The organism is Neorhizobium puerariae (assembly GCF_042429745.1).
GTDB lineage: Bacteria > Pseudomonadota > Alphaproteobacteria > Rhizobiales > Rhizobiaceae > Neorhizobium > Neorhizobium puerariae.
Genome location: NZ_JBHMAA010000001.1, coordinates 64,212 through 86,117, shown reverse-complemented (window position 1 = coordinate 86,117; position 21,906 = coordinate 64,212). Strand labels below are relative to the sequence as shown.

The window sequence follows — 21,906 nt, the reverse complement described above, 5'->3', positions numbered from 1 at the left end:
GATGCCCGGCCGGGAGAAAATCATGCTAGGTCCGCAGCCGATTACGCGATACGGGCGGGCCGTGGCGTCGTCTGCGCGATCTTTGCCGCTATGGTCTCGGCCAGCGCCATGGCCTGGACGCGGATGTCCGGCACGGCGGTGATTTCCCAGAACTGGCCCGCCGTCAGGGCGCCGGCTGCAAAAAGCCCCGGCTGCGGCTTGCCGTCGGGGTCGATGACGCGCGATTGCGGATCTACGCGGATGCCGAGGCCAAGCTCGTCCATCACGATCATCTTCCGGTCGCGCATCGCCTGCAGCAGGGGCGAATGACCTATCCCGGCGCGCTCCATGCCGGTACAGTTGACGATCCAGTCCGCATGGAAAGCGGCGATATCCTGAGTTCCTCGCCGGCGGTAGCGGATGTTCGCACCGTCGGCATCGCTTTCGATCGACTTCAGGTAGCCGGCATGCACCGTCACCGTGCCGTCCTTCAGCAAGGCCTCGAAACGCGTGAACACCTCCGGCGCGATGCGGTGGCGGTGGATGTTCCACCATGCGAACGCATGCCGGAGAAAACGGGAGCGTTGCTCCTTGCCGAGGCTTTGCCAGAGCGCCTGGGTCTGAGGCCTCAATCCGTCGACGACTCCGCGCCAGTCGGCGCCGTTCTTCACCTGCCGGCGCAGGGCGCCGAGCAAGGCGCTGATCTCGCGGCTTTCCGGCAGTTCCGGCGGCACGGGCGCGGCACGCCGTGACGGATGCGGATGCGGCACCAGTCCGCGACGTGACAGGACGTGGATACGCCCCCGATGCCCCTGGGCACGCAATGACAGAACCTGATCGATCATCGTCAGGCCGGAGCCGAAAACACAGATCTCATCCCTGCGCCCGACACGGGAAAGCCATCCAAGCCGCCAGGGGTTCTCGACAATACGCGAATGGATATCGCCGTCGATGCGATCCTTGGGCAGTGGCAGGTCGGCATTGCCCACGCCGAGAGCGAGGATGATGTTACGGGCCTTCAACTCGCCGGTATTGTCGAGACAGAAGACAAGCCCGTCGTGCTCGCACTCGACGCAGGCTGTCGCCTTGGCCTTGATGAAATCCACATGCGCCCGCCGTTCCCGCGGCCGCAGGAGCGAAGCCAGCGTGTCGCGAAGATAAAGGCCGTAGTCGCCCCGCGAGGCAAAATCCTCGGCGAAGACCGCCCTGCCCTGCTGCCGCAGCCATTCCACGAAATCGTCCGGCCGGTCGGGAAAGACACTCATGCGCGCAGCCGGCACGTTGAGGCGATGCAGATAGAATTCCGTCCGATAGGCCGTGCCCCGGCCAAAACCGGGATCGTCGCCGACCACGGCGATCGACGCAGAGGACGGCAGGAAGCGCAGGAGGTTGATGGTGAGGGCGATTGCGGAAAAACCGGAACCGACGATGGCGACATCATAGGTCATCAAGCACACACTCCTCGTCCGTTCTTGAGCATTGGGCGAAAGGGTTGCCTTGGAGCCACCGGAACCAACCAGATGCATGTCCCGGCAGTCGCTTCAATCTCGATCAAGTTACTAGAGATTGGCACGGAGTAAAGACATTTTCACGCCGGCTCGCCAACAGCTCCGCTCAGGCAGGGATAACCGGGAGCCGGCCACCCGGGTTCCGCAAAGCGATTGCCGGAACTCAGGGCAAAAGCTCATGGATCGACGAGAGAAGCCGGTCGCGCTGATAGGGTTTCGGCAGGAAGACGGTATTGGCCGGCAGCAGCATGGGATCGAGGTTCACCACGCCGGACGTGATGATGATGCCGATGCTCGGCCGGATGGCGCGGATGCGCCGCGCAAGCTGTATGCCGTCCATCGAACCCGCCATGTCGACATCCGTAAAGACGATATCGACATCGGACCGGTTGCGGAAAAGCACCATCGCTTCGTCGGCATTGGCGGCCTCCAGCACGATGTGCCCGACCTCTTCCAGCGCATCGAGAGTGGTGAACCGGATCAGCGGCTCGTCCTCGACGATGAGGACAACGGCATTCTGGGGCATAAAAATCTCCCTGCGGATCGTCCAGCGAATTTCTTCAAAAGAAGCGCCCGTTTGTGGGCGGCCATATAGGCAAGGGCCGAGGCCGCGGCAAGCCGTGTCGGTCGAGAGAAAACAGTTGGCCGACGGGAACCTGCGCCGGGCGTGAAAACCGCATTGAAATCTAAGGTACCAATTCGCGCCAAAATGTTACTAAAAGGAAATTCCAAGTCTTCCCGAGTCTCAGGTTCATCTCATCATGGAAATCTTTACGGCCGCCGGACTAGCGGCGCTTCTTCAGGTCATCGCCATCGATCTGGTTCTGGCGGGCGACAATGCGATCGTCATCGGAATGGCAGCCGCCGGCCTTCCGGCCCATCTGCGGAAGAAAGCGATCCTCGTCGGCATCATCGCAGCCACGATATTGCGCATCACCTTCGCCACCGCGACCGCCTATCTCCTCGGCATCGTCGGCCTTCAGCTTCTCGGCGGGCTGCTTCTCGCCTGGGTCTGCTGGAACATGTGGAAGGAGCTGCGCTCGGCGGAAAACACGGCGGAGCATGCGTCACCGGACGCACAATCGGCCGAGCCGAACGCCAAGCAGAAGACCTTCGCCCAGGCGGCGACGCAGATCGTCGTGGCCGACGTCTCCATGTCTCTCGACAACGTCCTTGCCGTCGCGGGCGCGGCGAGAGAACATACCAGCGTCCTGATCATCGGCCTCGTCCTGTCGATCGCGCTGATGGGGCTTGCCGCCAATCTGGTCGCCAATCTGCTGCACCGTTTCCGCTGGATCGCCTATGTCGGCCTCGCCGTCATCGTCTATGTCACCGCCAGCATGATCTACCACGGCATCCTGGAGATATTGCCCCTCCTGCAGGCTGCATGAAAGCCGGCCGGTCTACCTGTCGATGTTCCGATCTGGGACGGCGAGTTAGCTTTTCGTCACCAAGTTCTTTGACTTTTGCCATGTTCCCATTGAACATGTTCCTGAAGCGAAGCTACGTGCGCCTAGCCGGCATGAAGCCGGTTAGGGGCTCGCGGACCCCCTTCTCGCGAGAGTTGGTGAGCCCCGTCCCAATCAACGAGAGCCGATCTTGAGCCACGATCACGACGACAATCACCACGGCCCTGACGGCCATTCCTCCGGCCATTCCAACGTCGACTGGCGGGAGCACGGCGTAAAGGTCATTCCCGGCAATTCGCTCGATCCGAACACGGCCCAGACGCCCGGCATGAATCGCGCGACGGCGATCAACCAGGCCCGGGCCGGCGCTGAAAAGATCTGGGCCGGGACGGTGACGATCCATGCCAATGCCAAGACCGGCGCCCATCATCACGGCGATCTGGAAAGCATCATCTACGTGGTGAAAGGCAGGGCGCGCATGCGCTGGGGCGACAATCTGGAATTCGTGGCCGAAGCCGGTCCGGGCGATTTCATCTACGTCCCGCCCTATGTCCCGCATCAGGAAATCAACGCCAGCCGCGACAAGACGCTGGAATGCGTGCTCGTCCGCTCGGGCCAGGAGCCGGTGGTGGTGAACCTGGATATCGAACCCGTGGAAAAGCCAGAAGAGGTCCTGTGGAAGGACCCGATCCACAAATAGTAGCGCGCCGGCCGATTTCCGGCTGGAATGCCGCGGGCGTTTTCAATACCGCCGCAATCCTGGTCCATTCTTAAGGAAGAGGGCGAAACCTTGCTGGAGATTGACCGCCTCAAGGCTCTCCTTTAGAAGGCGGCATCCCTTTCGAAGCAATGCCTTCGGAAATTTTTGGAACGCTCCGGAGCTGATGCGGATGGCGCTATTTCCGCCGGACAAGCGGATGAAAAGCGAACGCGACGAGGATAGCCTCCTTTCGCGGTGGCCGGTTTTTGCCGCAGCGCTCCTGATCGCCGCGCTTTTCGGCCTGTTCTCTGGCGTCGTCAAGGACGTGCAGTCTCCGCGTGGCATCCAGTCCGCCGACAGGAATGGCGATACCCCGCACCTGTCCAAGCGGGAACCGCTCCGGGCGGTCGCGGCCGCCGATCGGAAGGACGGATCTGGGACCCATTCGGCAAGTGACGGCGACGCCCCCGTCCCGCACGCCATCGAGATCGCCTTTCCACGTTATGCTTCGGCGATCACGCCGGGAGTTTCCGCCGGACTGAAAACCCTTCCGTTCTGGCCGGGTTCCCGGCCACGCGCGCCGCCCGCCCGCGCTTGAGAATATCGCGCCCCCTGGCGCACTGACGACTTGAAGCATTCTCGCCCCTCACCGCCCGGAAGCGGGACGCGGGCTCAGCAGGATTAGAAACATGAGAAATTCCCCGTGGTTGGTGGCGAGCTATGCTCTCATCATCTTGATCGGCGTTCTGGTGGCGTTGCCGAACGTCATCCCGCAGTCGACGCTCGACCGCCTCCCTTCATGGCTGCCGCATAGCCGCGTCTCGCTCGGCCTCGACCTGCGCGGCGGTTCGCACCTCGTGCTTGAGGTCGACCGCGCCGACCTGATCAACGAACGCGTCCAGAGCCTGCTGCAGGACTCCCGCCGCGTGCTGCGCGACAAGAACATCAACACCTCCGCGATCCGCCGCTCGGGCGATACGATCACCGTTGCGCTTCGCGATCCCGCCCAGCGTGATGCAGCCGTCACCGAACTGCAGACGCTCGCCAATCCGGTCGGGTTCGGCACGACCGTCGGCGGCAGCGATCTTTCGATCACGACGCCTTCCGACAATACCATCTCGATCGGCCAGACCGAGGCCGGCATCAACTCCCATATCAGCGCCGCCGTCGAGCAGAGCCTTGAGATCATCCGCCAGCGTGTCGACCAGGTGGGTGTCGCCGAACCGACGATCCAGCGCGTCGGCTCCGACCGCGTCCTCGTCCAGCTTCCGGGCGAACAGGACCCGTCGCGCCTGCGCCAGCTGCTCGGCTCCACCGCCAAGATGAGCTTCCATCTTCTCGGCCAGCAGGGAGAGCCGGGCGTCACCATGCTTTCCGACGAGCGCGGCAACCAGTATCCCGTCCTTGACCGCGTCGAACTGTCCGGCGACCGCCTCACGGATGCCCGCGCCGCCTTCGATCAGCAGACCAACGAACCGGTCGTCAACTTCCGTTTCGATTCGGCCGGCGCGAACCGCTTCGCCCAGATCACCCAGCAGAATGTCGGACGCCCGTTCGCGATCGTGCTCGACAACAAGGTCCTCAGCGCGCCGGTCATCCGCACGCCGATCACCGGCGGCTCCGGCCAGATTTCCGGGGGCTTCTCCGTTCAGGAAGCCAACACGCTTTCGGCCCTGCTGCGCGCCGGCGCCCTGCCCGCCAAGCTGACGGTCATCGAAGAGCGCACCGTCGGCGCAGACCTTGGTTCGGACGCCATCGAAATGGGCATATTCACCGGCATCATCGGTTTCGGCCTGGTCGTCGGCTTCATGTTCTTCCTCTACGGCGCATGGGGCATCCTCGCCAACACCGCGCTGCTCATCAACGTCATCCTGACTTTCGCGGGCCTGACGCTGATCGGCTCGACGCTGACCCTGCCCGGCATCGCCGGTGTCGTCCTCGGTATCGGCCTTGCCGTGGACGCCAACGTTCTCATCAACGAGCGCATCAAGGAAGAAACCCGCAAGGGCAAAAGCGCCTTCGCGGCGATCGACGCGGGCTTTCAGCGCGCCTATTCGACCATTGTCGACAGTAACGTCACGAGCCTTATCGCAACCGTGCTGCTTTTCTGGTTCGGCTCGGGCCCGGTCCGCGGCTTTGCCGTCACCATGGGCCTCGGCATCATGATCTCGATGTTCACGGCCGTATCCGTCGTCCGCGTCGCGATGATCTTCATCACTGCCCGCAAGAAGCTGAAGAAGATCGACATCAAGCCGCTGCTGCCGATCAACCTCGTGCCGGACGGCACCCGCATCGCCTTCATGAAAGGCCGTTTCGTGGGTATCGGCGTCTCTGTCATCCTGTCGATCGCCTCGGTTGTGCTGTTCTTCACGCCGGGCCTCAACTATGGCGTCGACTTCCGCGGCGGCATCCAGATGGAAGTCACCACGGCGCACGAGGCCGATCTGGCGAGCTTCCGTTCCGGCCTCAACGAACTCGGCCTCGGCGAAGTGGCGTTACAGGAATTCGGCGGCAACAACCGTGTCCTCGTTCGTGTGGAACGCCAGCCCGGCGGCGAGCAGGCCCAGACCGAAGCCGTCGAGAAGCTGAAGGCCGAAGTGGTCAAGATCGACAACACCGCCAAGGTGGAACGAACCGAAGTCGTCGGCCCGAAGGTTTCGGGCGAGCTTGCGACCGCAGGCTTCCTGTCGGTCTTCCTCGCCTCCATCGCCATGATGATCTACATCTGGGCGCGGTTCGAATGGCCCTTCGCGGTCGGCGCCATCGCTACGCTGGTGCTCGACGTGACCAAGACGATCGGCTTCTTCGCCATCACCGGCCTCGACTTCAACCTCACGGCCATCGCCGCCCTGCTCACGCTCGTCGGCTACTCGGTGAACGACAAGGTCGTCGTCTACGACCGCATGCGCGAGAACATGCGCATCTACAAGAAGATGTCGCTGCGCGACGTGATCGACCTGTCGATCAACGAGACGCTCGCCCGAAGCCTCTACACCTCGGCAACCGCCTTCCTCGCCATGCTGCCGATGGCGATCTGGGGCGGCAGCGCGGTCGAGAGCTTCGCCGTGCCGATGGTCTTCGGTATCGCGGTCGCGGCGCTTTCGTCCGTCTTCATCGCGGCTCCGATCCTGCTCTTCCTCGGCGACTGGCGCACGCGCCATCGTGCCCATCAGGCCGAAGTGGCCGGCGAAACTGCCATCGAGGACGGCGAACGCACCAAACAGGCCTGAGCCTGGCGCCGACAAACTCGAAGGGCGGATTGTCATCCGCCCTTTTTCATTCCTTTCATCCGGCACCGATCATGTTCGATTTCGCCGCCTATGCCGGCCTCTTTTCCGCAGCCTTCGTCGCCGCGACGATCTTTCCGATGCAATCGGAAGCGATCCTCGTCGGGCTGATCCTGACGGATCGCTACTCGCTCGCCGGCCTTCTTCTCGTGGCATCCGTGGGCAATACACTGGGGGCGGCGGTCAACTGGTTCATCGGCCGCGGCATCGAACAGTTCCGCGACAGCCGCTGGTTTCCCGTAACGCAGGAGAAACTCGACCGGGCGCAGGTCTGGTATCGGAAATACGGCAAGTGGTCGCTGCTGCTCAGCTGGCTGCCAATCGGCGGCGACGCGGTGACGGTCGCGGCCGGCGTCCTGAAGGAACCCCTGCCGGTCTTCCTGATCCTCGTCTTCATAGGCAAGGGCATACGCTATCTGGTGCTGGCCGCCGCGACGATCAGCGTCGTCTAAGCCCTTCAGGCTTGAAGCTCGAAAGGCTCCCGTTCACCGCCCTTCGCTGCCGAATTCGGCCAGGGTCTTCCAGAAATCGCCAAAGAACCAGTGTGCGAAGGTTTCGAGCGAAACACCGGGGGGCTGTTCCGCCCAGCGTTCGCCGCCCACCCGCAACGCTCCCACCACCACGGCAGCCAGAAGCCGCATGCGGTCGCGAGACTGCTTGTCGTTACCGCAGCGGGCGCTCAGCGCTTCCGTGAGCTTTGCTTCCAGCTTGGCATATTTGAACTGATCCCGGGCGCTGAGCACGGGCGTGCGCCGGATCAGTTCGCCCAATCTCAGCGCTCTCTCGTCAGCGGCCAGAACGACCGCACTGACCAAACCGTATTGCACGGTCTTGACCGCCGGTTCATCGATCGGCCGGGAGGCGATCGCCGCCATCAGATGCCCCGCAAAGCCATCCTGCCAGGCAAAAACGACCTCTTCCTTGGTCGGGAAATAATCGAAGAAGCTACGCTTGGAGATATCCGCGCGCTCGGCGATGTCTTCGATCGTCGTCGCCTCGAATCCCTTTTCCAGAAACAGGCCTATTGCCGCTTCCTCAATCTTTTCGCGGGTCTGCCGACGTTTGCGTTCGCGCCGGCCCTCCGGCTCCTTGCTTTTCGTCTTCGTCATTCCATCCGATTTCGCTCAATCGCCCATCTGATCGCCGCCCGGGATCGGGCCGGCCGGCATCTCGGCCTGATATTTGGGACGTTCGCGCGTCAGGTCCAGCGGCTTGCGACGGGAAATGCGGTAGACGCTGGCCGGCGGCAGGTTGCGAACCGTGCTGCCGACGCGCGTGGCCTTGAGGCCGAGCCGGTCGAGGATCGGCCGAGGCACCGGACAACGCGGCCCATAGGTGAACTGATAGAAGGCGCCGCCCGGGCGGATATAGGTGAAGGTACCGGCAAGGATCGCGGTTATCTTGCGCGGAGACATGGAAAGCAGCGGCAGGCCGCTGACAACGGCGCCGACGACTTCGCCGTCGAACAGATTGGCATGGGCGAGCTTGGCCGCATCCATCTGCAGCACCCGCGCCTGCGGAAAGCGCCTTTGCAGGCCGGGGACGAATTCCGGGCCGTACTCGATCAGAGTGAGGTCGGCCTCGGCCACGTTGCGCGCCAGGAGCGCCCGGGTGAAGACGCCGGTACCCGGTCCAAGCTCGATGATCGGGCCATCAACCGGTCCGATCTCCCGCGTCATCAGCCGCGCAAGCGAGTCGCCGGACGGCGCGACTGCCGCGACGCGCATGGGATTGCTGATCCAGGAACGGAAAAAATGAAGGAAGTCGGAAAACGCAGCATCTGCTGTCATGGTCAGAGACTCACTGGTCTGAAAATGCGATCGGGCATCTTGTCGACCTTTACAGCCTGCATGGCAATTCCAAGGCATAAAACCTCCGCTTTCAAAAAATGCCGCTCGCCGACAGGCTGATTGAACCGCTTGGCGCCCCCAACTTTTCCCGCATTTAGTAAATAATTGCACCGAATGCAATATTATCACGAAAATGTGCATATTCCCGAGCGCGGTGCGAGATGTTCCGCCATATCGACCTGAACGCGTTGATCCTGCGACCAACCGGACATCGAAGAGCACCTTGCCTGACGCCCCCGGGTCAGGCTCTCAGGCGCACGGAAAGCCGGCCGTCCTCTCCGACATGCGGAATGACATCCAGATAGCCCGGTATCCTTGGATGTCCGGTTTCGATCTCATGGGAGTGGGTTGCAGTGATCACCACCACATCGGCCCCGGCTGCCTCGCCTGCCTGGATGCCCGCGAGCACATCCTCGAAAACGAGAACCTCGGACGGACGGGCGCCGAGCCGTTCCGAGCCCAGGATATAGCCCTGGGGATTCGGCTTGCCGATCGTAACATCCTCTGCGGTAACCATATGCCGCGGCTCCGGAATGCCGGCCGCCCGGAGCCGGCGCTTCGCCAGATCGATCGGGGACGACGTGACGATCGCCCATCGCTCCGGCGGCAGGGCGGAAAGGAACTCCACCGCACCGGGAATGGGCACGACGCCCTCCACGTCCTCGATCTCCCCGCGCAGGATCTTTTCGGCTTCGACCAGCGGATCGACGCCCGGAAGATTGAGCGCGGTGATCGTATCGACGCCGCGCTTGCCGTGCATGGTCGGCAGGAAAGCCTCGACATCGAGCCCTTGCGCCGCCGCCCAGCGGCCCCAGACCCGCTCTGCTGCGGCGATCGAATTCAGGATCGTCCCATCCATGTCGAACAGGAAGGCCGAATAGGCGTTTTGGGGAAGCAGAAGCGATTTGGCGGCAGGGAAAGACACAGGGAGCGGTTCCTTCGTCGTTTTCTCCGACGCGCCATGCGGCGGAGCCGCCTCTTCGATTAGCCTTGACGGCGCTCCAATGCAAATCGGTTGAAACAAGTTTCAGCCTTATCCTTGTCTTCCCCCGCCGGTGCGATAGAACTTGGCCGATCGGGGACGAGCAAGGGAGGATGTCTTGACTGAAATACCCGTCCGGCATGCGGATCTTGCGGATCGGGCCGTGCTCATCACCGGCGGGGGCTCGGGCATCGGAGCAGCGCTGGTGGAAAGCTTCGCCGCGCAGGGGGCGAGGGTCGCGTTTCTCGACATCGCCGAAAAACCGAGCCTCGACCTGGTGGAGCGCCTCTCCGGCAGCTCCCCTTACCCCGTCGTCTACCTGAAGGCAGACCTTCGCAATACCGCCGAGACGCAAGTCGCCGTGAACGCAGCGGCGGAAAAGCTCGGCACGCTGTCCGTGCTCGTCAACAATGCCGGCTGGGACGACCGGCATGAGTTCGATGCGGTGACGGAGGAATATTGGGACAGGGCTCAGGCAATCAACCTGAAGCAGATGTTCTTCGTTGCCCAGGCAGCCGTTCCGCATATGCGCAGGACCGGCGGAGGCGCGATCGTCAATTTCTCTTCGATCGCCTACCTGCTCAACATGGGCGAAATGCCGGCATACACGACCGCCAAGGCCGGTATCATCGGACTGACGAAAAGCCTTGCGGGCAAGCTCGGCGTGGAAAATATCCGCGTCAATGCCATCCTGCCCGGCATGATCGTCACGGAACGGCAGAAGGAACTGTGGCTGACGGAGGAAGGCATCGCCGCCATGATCGCCCGCCAATGCCTGAAACGGGTGCTGGTGGCGGAGGATCTCGTCGGCCCCTGCCTTTTCCTCGCTTCGGACGCGTCCGCCGCCATGACGGCCCAGACGATCGTCATCGACGGCGGTGCGCTGTAGAGCAATTCCGGGAAAGACGCCGAAGGGCTTTCATCGGAATTGCGTAGGACAAAGATCGCCGCGCGGGCTCCCGGTGGAAAGAGCCCGCGCGGCCGGAGGTCGGCTTACTCCGCTGGAGAGAGCGCGGGCGCAGCCTCCGTACCGTGCTGCCGCAGAGGGCGGCTGCCGGTAAGCAAACGTGCCAGCATGTAGAAGACCGGCGTCATGAAGATGCCGAAGAACGTCACCCCGATCATGCCGGAGAAGACGGCGATACCCATGGCGACGCGCATCTCGGCACCGGCACCGGTCGAGAAGACAAGCGGCACGACACCCATGATGAAGGCCATGGAGGTCATCAGGATCGGCCGCAGGCGCAGCCGGCTTGCCTCCACAGCGGCCTGGAAGGGCGTCCGTCCCTCGAATTCCAGCTCGCGGGCGAATTCCACGATCAGGATCGCGTTCTTCGCCGAAAGCCCCACCAGCACCACAAGGCCGATTTGGGTGAAGATGTTGTTGTCTCCACCGGTGAACCAGACCCCGGTCAAGGCGGCCAGGACGCCCATCGGAACGATCATGATGATCGCGAGCGGCAGGGTCAGGCTTTCATACTGCGCGGCAAGCACGAGATACACGAGCAGCAGCGCCAGCGGGAAGACGACGACGCTGGAATTACCGGCCAGGATTTCCTGATAGGTCAGGTCGGTCCACTCGAAATCGACGCCCGAAGGCAGGGTTTCGTCGAGGATCTTCTCGATCGCCGCCTGCGCCTGCCCCGACGAGAATCCCGGCGCCGGGCCACCATTGATGTCGGCGGCGAGGAATCCGTTGTAGCGCGTCGTACGTTCCGGACCTGTCTGCGCATCCACCTTCAGCAGAGCCGAAAGCGGAATCATCTGGCCGGACTGCGAACGCACCTTCAACTGACCGATATCCTCCGGTTTTGCCCGGAACTTGGCATCCGCCTGAACCCGCACGCTGTAGGTACGACCGAAGGCGTTGAAGTCGTTCACATAGAGCGAGCCGAGATAGATCTGCAGCGTTTCGAAGACATCGGTCACCGACACGCCGAGCTGTTCGGCCTTGGCGCGGTCGAGGTCGGCATAAAGCTGCGGCACATTGATCTGGAAGCTCGAAAAGATGCCGGCAAGCTCCGGCGTCTGATAGGCCTTGGCGAGGACCGCCTTGGTCGTCTCGTCGAGCGTCGGGTAGCCGAAACCGGCGCGGTCTTCGATCTGCAGCTTGAAACCGCCCGTCTGGCCGAGGCCGTTGACCGGCGGCGGCGGGAACATGGCGATGAACGCATCCTGGATGCCGGCATATTTCTGGTTCAGCGCCATCGCGATGGCGCCCCCCGAAAGCTCCGGCGACTTGCGATTTTCGAAATCGTCGAGGACCGCGAAGACGATGCCCGCATTGGAACCGATCGTGAAGCCGTTGATCGATAGGCCTGGGAACGCGATGGCGTGCTCGACTCCCGGCTGTTCCATGGCGATATCGCTCATGCGCTTGATGACCTGCTCGGTGCGGTCGAGCGTGGCGCCATCCGGAAGCTGGGCGAAACCGATCAGATACTGCTTGTCCTGCGCCGGCACGAAACCGCCCGGCACGGCATTGAACATGCTGTAGGTCAGGCCGACCAGGGCAAGATAGATGACCATCACCAGGCTTTTACGCGACAGGAGCCCGCCAACGGTGCGGCCATAGCCGTTGGATGCCGCTCCGAAAGCCCGGTTGAAGCCACGGAAGAACCAGCCGAAGATCGCATCCATGAACCGCGTCAGCCAGTCCTTCGGCGCGTGATGGTCCTTCAGGAGAAGGGCCGCAAGCGCCGGCGAGAGCGTCAGGGAGTTGACGGCCGAGATGACCGTCGAGATGGCGATCGTCAATGCGAACTGCCGGTAGAACTGCCCGGACAGGCCACTGATGAAGGCGAGCGGCACGAAGACCGCGACCAGCACCAGCGCGATCGCGATGATCGGCCCGGAGACTTCCTTCATGGCGCGATAGGTGGCGTCACGCGGACTGAGGCCGTTCTCGATATTACGCTCCACGTTTTCCACCACGACGATCGCATCGTCGACGACGATACCGATCGCCAGCACGAGGCCGAAGAGCGTCAGCGCGTTGATCGAGAAACCGAAGGCATACATGACCGCGAATGTGCCGATGATCGACACGGGAACCGCGATCAGCGGGATGATGGAAGCCCGCCACGTCTGGAGGAAGAGGATGACGACGAGGACGACGAGCGCGATCGCTTCGAGCAGCGTGTCGACGACCTTCTCGATCGAGGAGCGCACGAACTTCGTCGTATCGTAGACGATCTCGTATTTCACGCCCGTCGGCATGGCCTTTTGCAGCTCGTCCATGGTCGCGTGCACATTGTCCGCGATTTCGATCGCGTTGGAACCGGGCGCCTGCAGGACTGCCACGGCGACAGCCGGCTGGCCGTCGAGCAGCGAGCGCAGGGTGTAGTCGGCGGCGCCGAGTTCGATGCGGGCGACGTCGCGCAGCCGCGTGATCTCGCCGTTCGCACCGCTCTTGACGATGATGTTGCCGAATTCCTCGGGTGTCTGGAGACGGCCCTGGGCATTGACGTTGAGCTGGAGGTTCACGCCCGGAACGCTGGGCGAAGCGCCGATGATGCCGGCCGCGGCCTGGACGTTCTGGGAGCGGATCGCGTTGCTGATATCCGATGCCGCAAGCGAATGCTCGGCCGCCTTCTGGGGATCGATCCAGACGCGCATCGAATAGTCGCCGGCGCCGAAGACCTGGACCTGGCCGACACCTTCGAGGCGCGCCAGCCGATCCTTGACGTTGAGCGTCGCATAGTTGCGCAGGTAGGTGATGTCATAGCTGTCTGTCGTGGAGACGAGGTTCACCACCATGATGAAGTCGGGTGAGCTCTTGACCGTCGTGATGCCCAGCGACCGGACTTCCGTCGGAAGGCGCGGTTCGGCCTGCGACACGCGGTTCTGCACCAGCTGCTGCGCCTTGTCGGGATCGGTGCCAAGCTTGAAGGTGACGGTGAGCGTCAGCACACCGTCGGAGGTCGCCTGGCTCGACATATAGAGCATGTCCTCGACACCGTTGATCTGCTCTTCGAGCGGCGTGGCGACAGTCTCGGCGATGACCGTGGGATTGGCGCCGGGATAGGTGGCGCGCACGACCACCGAAGGCGGCACGACTTCGGGATATTCGGAAATCGGAAGGGCGCGCATGCCTATCAGGCCGGCGACCACGATCAGGATCGACAACACGGCGGCGAACACCGGCCTGTCGACGAAAAATCTGGAGATATTCATGTCAAAGCCCTCTCTCCGGGGTTAACAAGAAACGGAAAGCGCCCGTCCCGCAGCCGGGAGGCTGCAGGCGACAAAGGCGGTCATGTCTCGGAAGCGGACCGGCGGGTGCCGGTCAGCGGGATTAGTTGGTCGCGACCTTCGCTTCGTCCTGCGGCTGGACGACCGCACCGGGACGGATGCGCTGCAAGCCGTTGACGACGATCCGGTCGCCCGGGTTCAGGCCTTTCTCGACGATCCTGAGACCGTCAACCGCCGTCCCGAGCTCCACCTGCCGGTACGCCACGGTATTGTTGGCATCGACGACGAAGACGAACTTCTTGTCCTGGTCGGTGCCGACAGCCTTTTCACTGACCATCAGATGATCTTCCGCCTTCGGTTGGCCCATGCGCACCCGCACGAACTGGCCCGGGATCAGCTTGCCGCCCGGATTGCCGAAGACCGCACGCACGCGGATCGTGCCGCTGGAGGCATTCACCTCGTTGTCGATGAGCTGCAGCGTGCCGAGGATCGGCGAGCCGTTGTCCGCAAGCGTGCGAACCTCCACCGGCACATGGTCGATGGCCGGAATGCCGTTCTCGACCGGAAGCTGCGCCAGCGTCCTCGCAACCAGCTCTTCGCTGGCGTCGAAGCTTGCGTAGATCGGATCGCTGGACACCAGCGTCGTCAGCGCAGCAGCCTCGGAGCCTGCCGCCACGAGATTGCCGACGGTGATTTCCAGCTTGCCCACCCGGCCGGAGATCGGCGCCCGGATCTCGGTATAACCGAGATTGAGCTGCGCCACTTTCAACGCCGCCTTGGCGGACTGAAGATTGGCGAGCGCTTCGCTGCGGGTGCTCTGGCGCTGGGCCAGGTCGCTCTGCGAGATGGTATTCTTGGCCGCCAGGTTCCGGCCGCGATCGAGTTCCGTCGTGGCGAGCTCGACCCTGGCTTCAGCGGACCCCACCTGCCCTTCGGCCTGCGCGACCGCAGCCTGGTAGGGTTCCGGATCGATGGTGACGAGCGGATCGCCCGCCTTCACCAATCCGCCTTCGCGGAAATGCACGGCCAGGATCGTGCCGGCGACACGCGGGCGGATCTGCACGCGGTCGACAGCCTCCAACCGGCCGGAGAATTCCTGCCAGGTTGTGACGTTGCGCGGCTCGACGGTGGCGACCGTCACGGGAACGGCCGGCGCCTGAGCCGCCGCCGAGGCAGGAGCGGCATTCGCTCCCTGCGGCAAATCGAGATAGACCGAGGCGCTCGCAATCAGCGCAGCCGTCCCCAGTCCGGTGCCCCACAGGGCCCAGTTCTTGATCGTCGATGTCATCGTATTCTCCTTACGGCCTTGGGAGCAGGCCGATATTTATCTTCAAGTATTTCCTGCTATGCACTTAATTCCTGGACGAAGCCCGTGAATTCGGCACAAAGTGCCTCCATCCATTTGCCCCCGCCGTCCCTGTAAATACCCGTCCAGCCGCAGCCGCCCGGGAAAATCTTCTGCCGCACCGAAACCCCCGATGCAGCCAGCCGCTCGGCATAACCGATCGTCTCGTCGCGCAGCGGATCGTCTTCCGATGTCACCACGAGCGCCGGGGCGACACCCGAAAGCCGCGAACAGAGACACGGCGCCGCATAAGGATGCTGGAAACCGCATGCAGCACGCAGGTAGTGGCTCCAGCCGTCCGACCACCGCTCCCGCATGCCGATCTCGTCGGCCTTGCGGAAGGACCGTGTCGCCATCATCGGGTCGATCATCGGCGACAGCAATATCTGGCCGCTCAGCTCGCCCGGCATCAGGTCGCGCGCCTTGAGCGCGACGCCGGCAGCGACATTGCCGCCCGCTTCGTCGCCAGCCACGAAGAGCTGCGACTTCGCGCCGCCAAACTGCTTGCGACGGCTGCCCAGGCAGTTCAGCGCCATAAAAGCGCATTCCATCGCCTGGGGAAAGACATTGTGGGAAACGCTGCTGTAATCGGCCTCCAGAACCACGGCGCCCGTCTCTGCGAGAGCCTTGCCAACAGGACACTCTGGCTCGGCGCGGCCCTCATCCAGAAAAGCGCCCCCACGAAGGTAAAGCACAAGCGGCGGAGCCTTTCCTTTCACGGCTCCCTCATAGAGGCGCATCGGCACAGGCGGCTTGGCCGACCTGTCGAAAGCGATATTTTCCCACTGCGCCATCATTGAAAAATCCCGTGCGGCACCCTTAGTGAAGCAAGGTGCTTGCTGCCAGTTTCGAACCTGATATTATTGTTCGATCCAAATCACACAAGTTCACGGCATTCGGCAACACTATTCCAAAATCCGGAATAATGCTGCAATGCAGCGGAGACGGTTCAGATGGATCAGCTTTCAGCAATGCGCGTTTTCGTTCGCGTCGTGGAAACGGGAAACTTCACCCGCGCCGCATCGACCCTCAACATGCCCAAGACGACGGTGACCAATCTCGTCCAGAGCCTCGAGGCCCACCTGCGCACGACGCTGCTCAACCGCACGACCAGGCGCGTAATGGTGACGACGGACGGAGCGCTCTATTACGAACGGGCGATACAGATCCTCTCCGAACTCGACGAGCTCGACGGCAGCATGTCGAATTCGCAGACGCAGCCATCGGGGCGATTGCGCGTCGAGATGGCCGGCGCCTTCGCGGACCTGCTCGTCATCCCGGCGCTTTGTGACTTCTACAAGCGCTACCCACAGATCAGGCTCGATATCGGCGTCGGCGACCGGCTGGTCGACTATATAGCCGAAAATGTCGACTGTGCGCTGCGGGGCGGTACGCCGACAGACCAATCGCTGATCGCTCGCAAGGTCGGCGAAATCAAGATGCATACCTACGCATCGCCGGTCTACATCCGGAATTTCGGCGTTCCAGATCATCCCCGGGATCTGGAAAATGGTCACTTTTCCGTCGGTTATCTGAATGCCACCGCCGGACGCGTCATGACGACCGAGTTTTCCCGCGGCGAAGAGACGATCGAGATCACGCCCCGTTACGTCGTTTCCGTCAACGATGCGCGTACCTACGTGAATGCCGCGATAGCCGGGATGGGGATCGCCCAATCCGCCCGTTTCATGACTCGGGAAGCGGTCGAAAAGGGCGAACTTGTCGAAGTGCTCACGGATTGGGAATGCGAGTCCCTGCCTCTTTACATCGTCTATCCGCAGACCCGCCACCTTTCCAACAAGGTGCGGGTCTTCGTCGACTGGCTCGCCAAGCTGCTGCAAAACCTCAAGATCGAGGAAAACCGCGAGCAGATACGCAAGGCGAGCTAGAAACTCGCCGCCAGCCCGGCAACGACCTGCCCGATATCGGCTCTGCGCCTCGCACCCGCCAGCGCCAAAACCGAGAGCCAAGAAATCATGGCCTCCAAGACGGAATTTATGCCTCGGCTCGTGGGGGAATGATAAAGCCTTGGAGGAGTTTGCCAGTTGATCGGAACAAGCAGAGCATGACACGTTGGCCCCATGTCGCAATCGCTGTGCTGGGCGGCATCGCAGCCGCGCTGCATATCGGCAAGGTACCGCCGGCGATCCCCGTGCTGCGATCCGAACTCGGCATGGATCTCGTCGCCGCCGGCTGGCTGATGGGCCTGGCCAGCGCGCTCGGCGCCGTCTGCGGCCTCGTCATCGGCCGGTTCACCGATTATCTCACGCATCGTCGCGCCATGATCCTCGGCCTCGGCCTTCTGGTCGCGGGCAGCCTGATCGGCGCATTTTCCAGCTCGGAGGCCGTGATCTTCGCAAGCCGTGCGGTCGAAAGCATCGGCCTGATCATGACCTCCGTGGCAGCTCCGGGGTTGATCGCCTCTTCCATCGATCCCCGCGACACGGGGCTGGCATTCGGGATATGGGGCATCTGGCTACCTGCCGGAGTTGCCGCGATGATGGTCGTCTCCCCCTTCCTCCTGCCGGGCTTCGGCTGGCGCGGTTCATGGATATTCGCCGCCGTGGTCAGCATCATCCCGATGATTGCCCTGACGACGATGAGAACGGCAAAGCCCGCCCATGCCGGACAATCGTCGACTTCTCTGCCGGCCGCCGTAAAGCTCACCGCCGTGCGTCCGATATCCTGGATCATCGCCGGCATATTCCTTGCCTACAGCTCCAGCTTCATGGCTGTCTTCGGCTTCCTGCCCACGCTGCTGATCGAGGAAATGGGCGTCGGCCTGACGGCCGCCTCGATCATGACCGCGGTTGCGGTCCTCGCCAATGCGGTCGGCAACGTGCTGGGCGGCGTCTTCGCCCGCTGGGGCGCCCCGCGCTGGACGCTGATCGCCGGCCCCTGCGTGATGCTGACGGTGACGGCCTTCGTCGTGTTCGGCAACGGCTTTCCGCTCTCCATGCGCTACGGCGCATCGGTCCTCTATGCCGTCTCGGGAGGTCTGCTGCCCGCAACGATCATGGGATCGCTGCCGGTCTATGCGCCACGCCGCGATCTCGTCGGAACGTTCAGCGGCTTCGTGATGCAAGGCTCGAATATCGGCCAGTGCTTCGGACCGATGCTGCTTGCGTCGATCGTCGCAGCGACCGGCTGGCCGGGCGCGCCCTACTATATCCTCGCCACCACGCTTCTCGGCTTTGCGCTGGCGCTCTGCCTTCGCCAGATGGAACGGCGCATCGCCGCGGCGCAGCCCAGGACGGCGTAAAAGCCCTCCCTGCCGATCATCCAGGCACAAGGCCAAGGCGGAAGAGCGTCAGAGCGACATATTGGAGTGCGAGCGCAAGATCGCGGCCATCAGGAACTTGAAGGCCAGGATGTTTCGCACCGAGCCCGGAAAATCGCCGTCCGACATGTCCGACGAAAACCCGGCCGTAAAGTCGCACGAAAAGTCGCAAAAATCGTGAACCCTCTACGTACCAAGGGTTCGAATGGTGGGTGATGTAGGGCTCGAACCTACGACCCGCTGATTAAGAGTCAGCTGCTCTACCAACTGAGCTAATCACCCAAGACCGTCTGCGGCGAGGCGTGCTCGCCAGCGGTGTGAGGGGGCGTATAAAGGGGTTCGTCCGGCTTGTCCAGCGGCTCCGCAGAAATTATTTGCCTCTTCGATCAAAAAATTCACCGGGCCGAATTCGAAGAGGGAAGGAAAGCGGCCTCGATTGGCTCGAGACAGCAAAGAACAGAAGTTTCAAAGATTTAGTGCGTCACAATATCGCAATCCCTGGAAAATCGCGAAAAACTCAAAGATCGAGCACGCCTTCGGCAAGCCTCACCGCCTGCCCGCCTATCCGAGCCTTTGCGATCTCGGCATCCTTCACGTCGACATTCAAATGAATATAGGACGGCCTGCCCATCTCGACGCCCTGCTCCACGAGAATGGGATAGTGGCCGTCCGGCAGTGCATCGAAATGCCGGATGGCGCCGGCAAGCGCCGCTACCGCGGCCCCGGTCGCCGGGTCCTCCGAAATCCCCATATCCGGAGAGAACATGCGCGCATGGAATCTCGCCTGATGATGCACGCCCCCACGGCAATAGACATAAGCCGCCGCGAGCGACCCTTCCACGAAGGGCGCAGCCTTTTCCCAAAGCCCCGGATCGAACTCCAAATTCTGAACCACGGCGAGATTATGCAGCGGGATCATGAGGAAGGGCACGCCCGCGCTCCAGATCGAGGCGACGTGGTTTTCGAAACCGACATCCGTAGACTTGACGCTCAGCGCGTCGGCCAGCCCTTGCCGGTCGAGCGGCAGATCGATCCGCTGAGGCCTCCTCGGCAGGTCGAATTCGGCAAATCCGGCCTCGCCCCTGCGAATCCGGACTGCACAGCGGACCGGCCCGACATTTTCCTCCAGGACGCAGACGAGATCCAGATCACGCTCGCCGATACCGTGGTCCCGCTCCGCCAGCGCCACGGCGGTCCCGACCGTCGGATGCCCGGCAAACGGCAATTCCCTGCCCGGCGTGAAGATGCGCAACCGGGCCGCATAGGCGGGATTGACGCAGGATTGCACGAACACCGTCTCCGAGAGGTTCATCTCCCTGGCGATCGCCTGCATGGCTTCGTCGGGCAGCCCGTCTCCGTCGAGGACCACAGCCAGCGGATTGCCGGAAAGTCTCTTGTCGGTGAAGACATCATAGATGCTGTAACGGCGGCCCAACGGCACCTCCCCCGTGAAATCGATGGGCCAAACTGCCCGAGCGGTCTTTCGAGCGCAACCCCGTCCGGAACGGTTTTCACGCCTTCCCGAAATACCAGTCCAGCACCGGCAGCATGCCGATATTATAGGGATGAGCGGTGGGGTCGGCGGAGCGGATCGCGACGGCGCCGGCAATTTCCTTGTCTTCGGCAACCTGCATGTGCTCTTCGATGCGCGCAACCATCCGGTCGGCGGTCTGATCGAACCGGTAGAGGCGAAACAGCGTCACCGCCCGCCGGAAGTGAGCGACGTGATATCCCTCGCCCGCAATTGCTTCACCCAGATCGATCCCGGTCTCCTCCAGCACCTCGCGCCGCATGTTGCGCTCCGGATCGCAATAACCGGCGACGACGTCTGCGGCCTCAAACGACCCGCAGGCGAAATAGACCATGCCTGCATTGGCCGTATGCGCGCCCATCCGGATGGCGATCAGGGCGCCATCGGAGGATTCCAGAACGGGATAGGCATAGATATGCAGTCCCCCATGCCGCTGCGGCTGCTTGCGCCACCAGAGAAAGGCGGAGAAGGGAATGACATGACCTTCGCTGAACATGGCCTGTCCAGCCAGGCCGATTCGCCGCTGAAAGATCATCCGCCCATCGAACAGGGCAGGATTGGCGGCGATCTCATGTTTCCAGTTTTCGGCGATGGCGTCGCGTTCGGCCAGATAGAACGGATGGTCGCCCGGCAGGATGCGCATGCTCACCCGATCGACATGGAAAACCGTCTTTTCCGGCGGCCACCCGGAAAAATCCTCGGAAAGCTCGACCGTCATCCGAGCTCCAGCGAAATGACCACCGGGCAATGATCCGAGGCCTTCGGACGATCCCATCCGACGCGCGGGAAACGCTCCACTTCCTGGCCCGGCGGAAAGACGGTGCGATAAGGCTGCCCGCCGCGAACGATCTCGGGAATACTGTCGGGATTGCGTTCGGCCAGACCGGGCGAAAGCCAGATGTAGTCGAGCTGGCAGAGATGCTGCTCCTCCGGCCCGCGGGCATGGTAGAGCGTCCAGCGGTCCATGGCGTCGCGCCGCTGCATCGGATTGACCGCAAAGCCGTCGCGGCTGAAAACGTCGAGCGCGCTCGCCTCTTCCCGCCTCGGTTCGAAGCGATATCCCTCGCGCCGCGAGCCGATCACCTGCACCTTTTCCTGATAGTCGTTCATGTCGCCGCAGATGACGAAGTTCTTGTCCGCAGCCTGTCCCCTGCCGAGACGGCGCTCGATGATGTGGCGCACCGCCTGCGCTTCCGCCATCCGGATCGCCATCGTGCCCGTGCGGCCGTCCATGCCGTCGCGGGTGTTGCTCATCGACTTGAAGTGAACGACGTAAAGCGACAATGGCCTGCCGCCGATCTTCAACTCGAGTTCAAGGCAATCCCGCTTGAAAATCTTGTCATGCGCCTGATTGGTCAGCGCGATCTCCTCGTTGAAGAGGTCGAGATCCCGATAGGTCAGCATGGCATGGCTGCGGACATCGACGAGTTCGATCGGTTCGCCGGTGCGCGTCTCCTCCCGCATCAGCACCGCCACGTCGATACCGCGGGAATCGTTCCCTTCGACGAGATATTTCTGGCGATAGCCGTTGCCGACCATACGGTAGAGATAGCCATATTCGAAAGCCTGCAGCGCCGGCATGCTGTCGACTTCCTGCAGGCAGAGAATGTCCGCATCCGCGTCCGCGATTGCAAGCGCCGAAAGCTGCCGCGTATCGTCCGTCTCGGCGATCATGCGCGCCTGTTCGAGCTGCTGGTAGACAACCTTGTCCTGCACGTCGTAAAGCCTCAGCACCCGATCCTGCCGGAGCTGGTTGCGCCAGCCGGAAAAATCGAACCGCGTCATCAGGTTTTCGATGTTGAAGGTACCGAGGCGCAGTGACATGAACGGATTCCCTATTT

19 protein-coding genes and 1 tRNA gene are annotated in these 21,906 nt (G+C 62.6%); 8 read left to right on the top strand and 12 right to left on the bottom strand.

From position 1 onward, the window contains the following. Positions 1-41: 41 nt before the first annotated feature. Positions 42-1,427 (bottom strand): FAD/NAD(P)-binding protein, encoded by a 1,386-nt coding sequence (locus tag ACFFP0_RS00395; RefSeq protein ID WP_377254406.1) that lies wholly within the window; start codon positions 1,425-1,427, stop codon positions 42-44. 223 nt (positions 1,428-1,650) lie between these two features. Next, positions 1,651-2,013: a response regulator gene (locus ACFFP0_RS00390; protein WP_377254403.1), complete on the bottom strand. Its 363-nt coding sequence runs from the start codon at positions 2,011-2,013 to the stop codon at positions 1,651-1,653. Positions 2,014-2,248: 235 nt separating this feature from the next. On the opposite strand from ACFFP0_RS00390, the gene ACFFP0_RS00385 reads away from it, so the two are divergent. From ACFFP0_RS00385 to ACFFP0_RS00365, 5 genes are all read left to right on the top strand, one after another. Further along, entirely contained in the window at positions 2,249-2,878 is a 630-nt protein-coding gene (locus ACFFP0_RS00385; protein WP_377254400.1) for a TerC family protein, read from the top strand. Between the two features lie 208 nt (positions 2,879-3,086). Next, complete coding sequence (locus ACFFP0_RS00380) at positions 3,087-3,596, top strand: cupin domain-containing protein (RefSeq protein WP_377254397.1); 510 nt, start codon at positions 3,087-3,089, stop codon at positions 3,594-3,596. Positions 3,597-3,813: 217 nt separating this feature from the next. Next, positions 3,814-4,194, top strand: a complete 381-nt coding sequence (locus tag ACFFP0_RS00375; protein WP_377254394.1) for a hypothetical protein — start codon at positions 3,814-3,816, stop codon at positions 4,192-4,194. Positions 4,195-4,285: 91 nt separating this feature from the next. Further along, complete coding sequence (gene secD, locus ACFFP0_RS00370; protein WP_377254391.1) at positions 4,286-6,826, top strand: protein translocase subunit SecD; 2,541 nt, start codon at positions 4,286-4,288, stop codon at positions 6,824-6,826. A gap of 71 nt (positions 6,827-6,897) precedes the next feature. Beyond that, the gene (locus ACFFP0_RS00365) at positions 6,898-7,335 is read left to right on the top strand and encodes a YqaA family protein (RefSeq protein ID WP_377254388.1); all 438 of its coding nucleotides are present in this window, start codon (positions 6,898-6,900) and stop codon (positions 7,333-7,335) included. 33 nt (positions 7,336-7,368) lie between these two features. Here ACFFP0_RS00365 and ACFFP0_RS00360 read toward each other — a convergent pair whose 3' ends face one another. From ACFFP0_RS00360 to ACFFP0_RS00350, 3 genes are all read right to left on the bottom strand, one after another. Further along, on the bottom strand, positions 7,369-7,992 hold the full coding sequence (locus ACFFP0_RS00360; RefSeq protein ID WP_377254385.1) for a TetR/AcrR family transcriptional regulator: 624 nt from the start codon (positions 7,990-7,992) through the stop codon (positions 7,369-7,371). A 15-nt stretch (positions 7,993-8,007) separates the two neighbouring features. Then, positions 8,008-8,673 (bottom strand): class I SAM-dependent methyltransferase, encoded by a 666-nt coding sequence (locus tag ACFFP0_RS00355; RefSeq protein WP_377254382.1) that lies wholly within the window; start codon positions 8,671-8,673, stop codon positions 8,008-8,010. Between the two features lie 301 nt (positions 8,674-8,974). Then, positions 8,975-9,658: an HAD-IA family hydrolase gene (locus tag ACFFP0_RS00350; RefSeq protein ID WP_377254379.1), complete on the bottom strand. Its 684-nt coding sequence runs from the start codon at positions 9,656-9,658 to the stop codon at positions 8,975-8,977. Between the two features lie 175 nt (positions 9,659-9,833). Here ACFFP0_RS00350 and ACFFP0_RS00345 point away from each other — a divergent pair, with 175 nt between their 5' ends. Beyond that, on the top strand, positions 9,834-10,604 hold the full coding sequence (locus ACFFP0_RS00345) for an SDR family NAD(P)-dependent oxidoreductase (RefSeq protein ID WP_377254376.1): 771 nt from the start codon (positions 9,834-9,836) through the stop codon (positions 10,602-10,604). Positions 10,605-10,708: 104 nt separating this feature from the next. Here the strand turns inward: ACFFP0_RS00345 and ACFFP0_RS00340 are convergent, their stop codons facing one another. The 3 genes from ACFFP0_RS00340 to ACFFP0_RS00330 form a co-directional block, all read right to left on the bottom strand. Then, positions 10,709-13,891 carry an efflux RND transporter permease subunit gene (locus tag ACFFP0_RS00340; protein ID WP_377254373.1) on the bottom strand — a complete coding sequence of 1,061 codons (3,183 nt, stop codon included), beginning with the start codon at positions 13,889-13,891 and terminating at the stop codon, positions 10,709-10,711. Positions 13,892-14,012: 121 nt separating this feature from the next. Further along, positions 14,013-15,197: an efflux RND transporter periplasmic adaptor subunit gene (locus ACFFP0_RS00335; RefSeq protein WP_377254370.1), complete on the bottom strand. Its 1,185-nt coding sequence runs from the start codon at positions 15,195-15,197 to the stop codon at positions 14,013-14,015. Positions 15,198-15,253: 56 nt separating this feature from the next. Then, positions 15,254-16,051: an alpha/beta hydrolase fold domain-containing protein gene (locus ACFFP0_RS00330; RefSeq protein WP_377254367.1), complete on the bottom strand. Its 798-nt coding sequence runs from the start codon at positions 16,049-16,051 to the stop codon at positions 15,254-15,256. A gap of 156 nt (positions 16,052-16,207) precedes the next feature. On the opposite strand from ACFFP0_RS00330, the gene ACFFP0_RS00325 reads away from it, so the two are divergent. Together ACFFP0_RS00325 and ACFFP0_RS00320 are read left to right on the top strand one after the other, a co-directional pair. After that, positions 16,208-17,143, top strand: a complete 936-nt coding sequence (locus tag ACFFP0_RS00325; protein ID WP_377254364.1) for a LysR family transcriptional regulator — start codon at positions 16,208-16,210, stop codon at positions 17,141-17,143. Between the two features lie 176 nt (positions 17,144-17,319). Further along, positions 17,320-18,516, top strand: a complete 1,197-nt coding sequence (locus ACFFP0_RS00320; protein ID WP_377254361.1) for an MFS transporter — start codon at positions 17,320-17,322, stop codon at positions 18,514-18,516. A 224-nt stretch (positions 18,517-18,740) separates the two neighbouring features. Here ACFFP0_RS00320 and ACFFP0_RS00315 read toward each other — a convergent pair. From ACFFP0_RS00315 to ACFFP0_RS00300, 4 genes are all read right to left on the bottom strand, one after another. Beyond that, positions 18,741-18,816 (bottom strand) — tRNA-Lys (locus tag ACFFP0_RS00315). 235 nt (positions 18,817-19,051) lie between these two features. Continuing rightward, positions 19,052-19,969, bottom strand: a complete 918-nt coding sequence (locus tag ACFFP0_RS00310) for a PhzF family protein (protein WP_377254358.1) — start codon at positions 19,967-19,969, stop codon at positions 19,052-19,054. Between the two features lie 76 nt (positions 19,970-20,045). Further along, positions 20,046-20,783 carry an NUDIX hydrolase gene (locus ACFFP0_RS00305; RefSeq protein WP_377254355.1) on the bottom strand — a complete coding sequence of 246 codons (738 nt, stop codon included), beginning with the start codon at positions 20,781-20,783 and terminating at the stop codon, positions 20,046-20,048. Further along, the gene (locus tag ACFFP0_RS00300; protein WP_377254352.1) at positions 20,780-21,889 is read right to left on the bottom strand and encodes an endonuclease/exonuclease/phosphatase family protein; all 1,110 of its coding nucleotides are present in this window, start codon (positions 21,887-21,889) and stop codon (positions 20,780-20,782) included. Before ACFFP0_RS00300 ends, ACFFP0_RS00305 begins: the two co-directional genes overlap by 4 nt. Between the last annotated feature and the right edge of the window lie 17 nt (positions 21,890-21,906).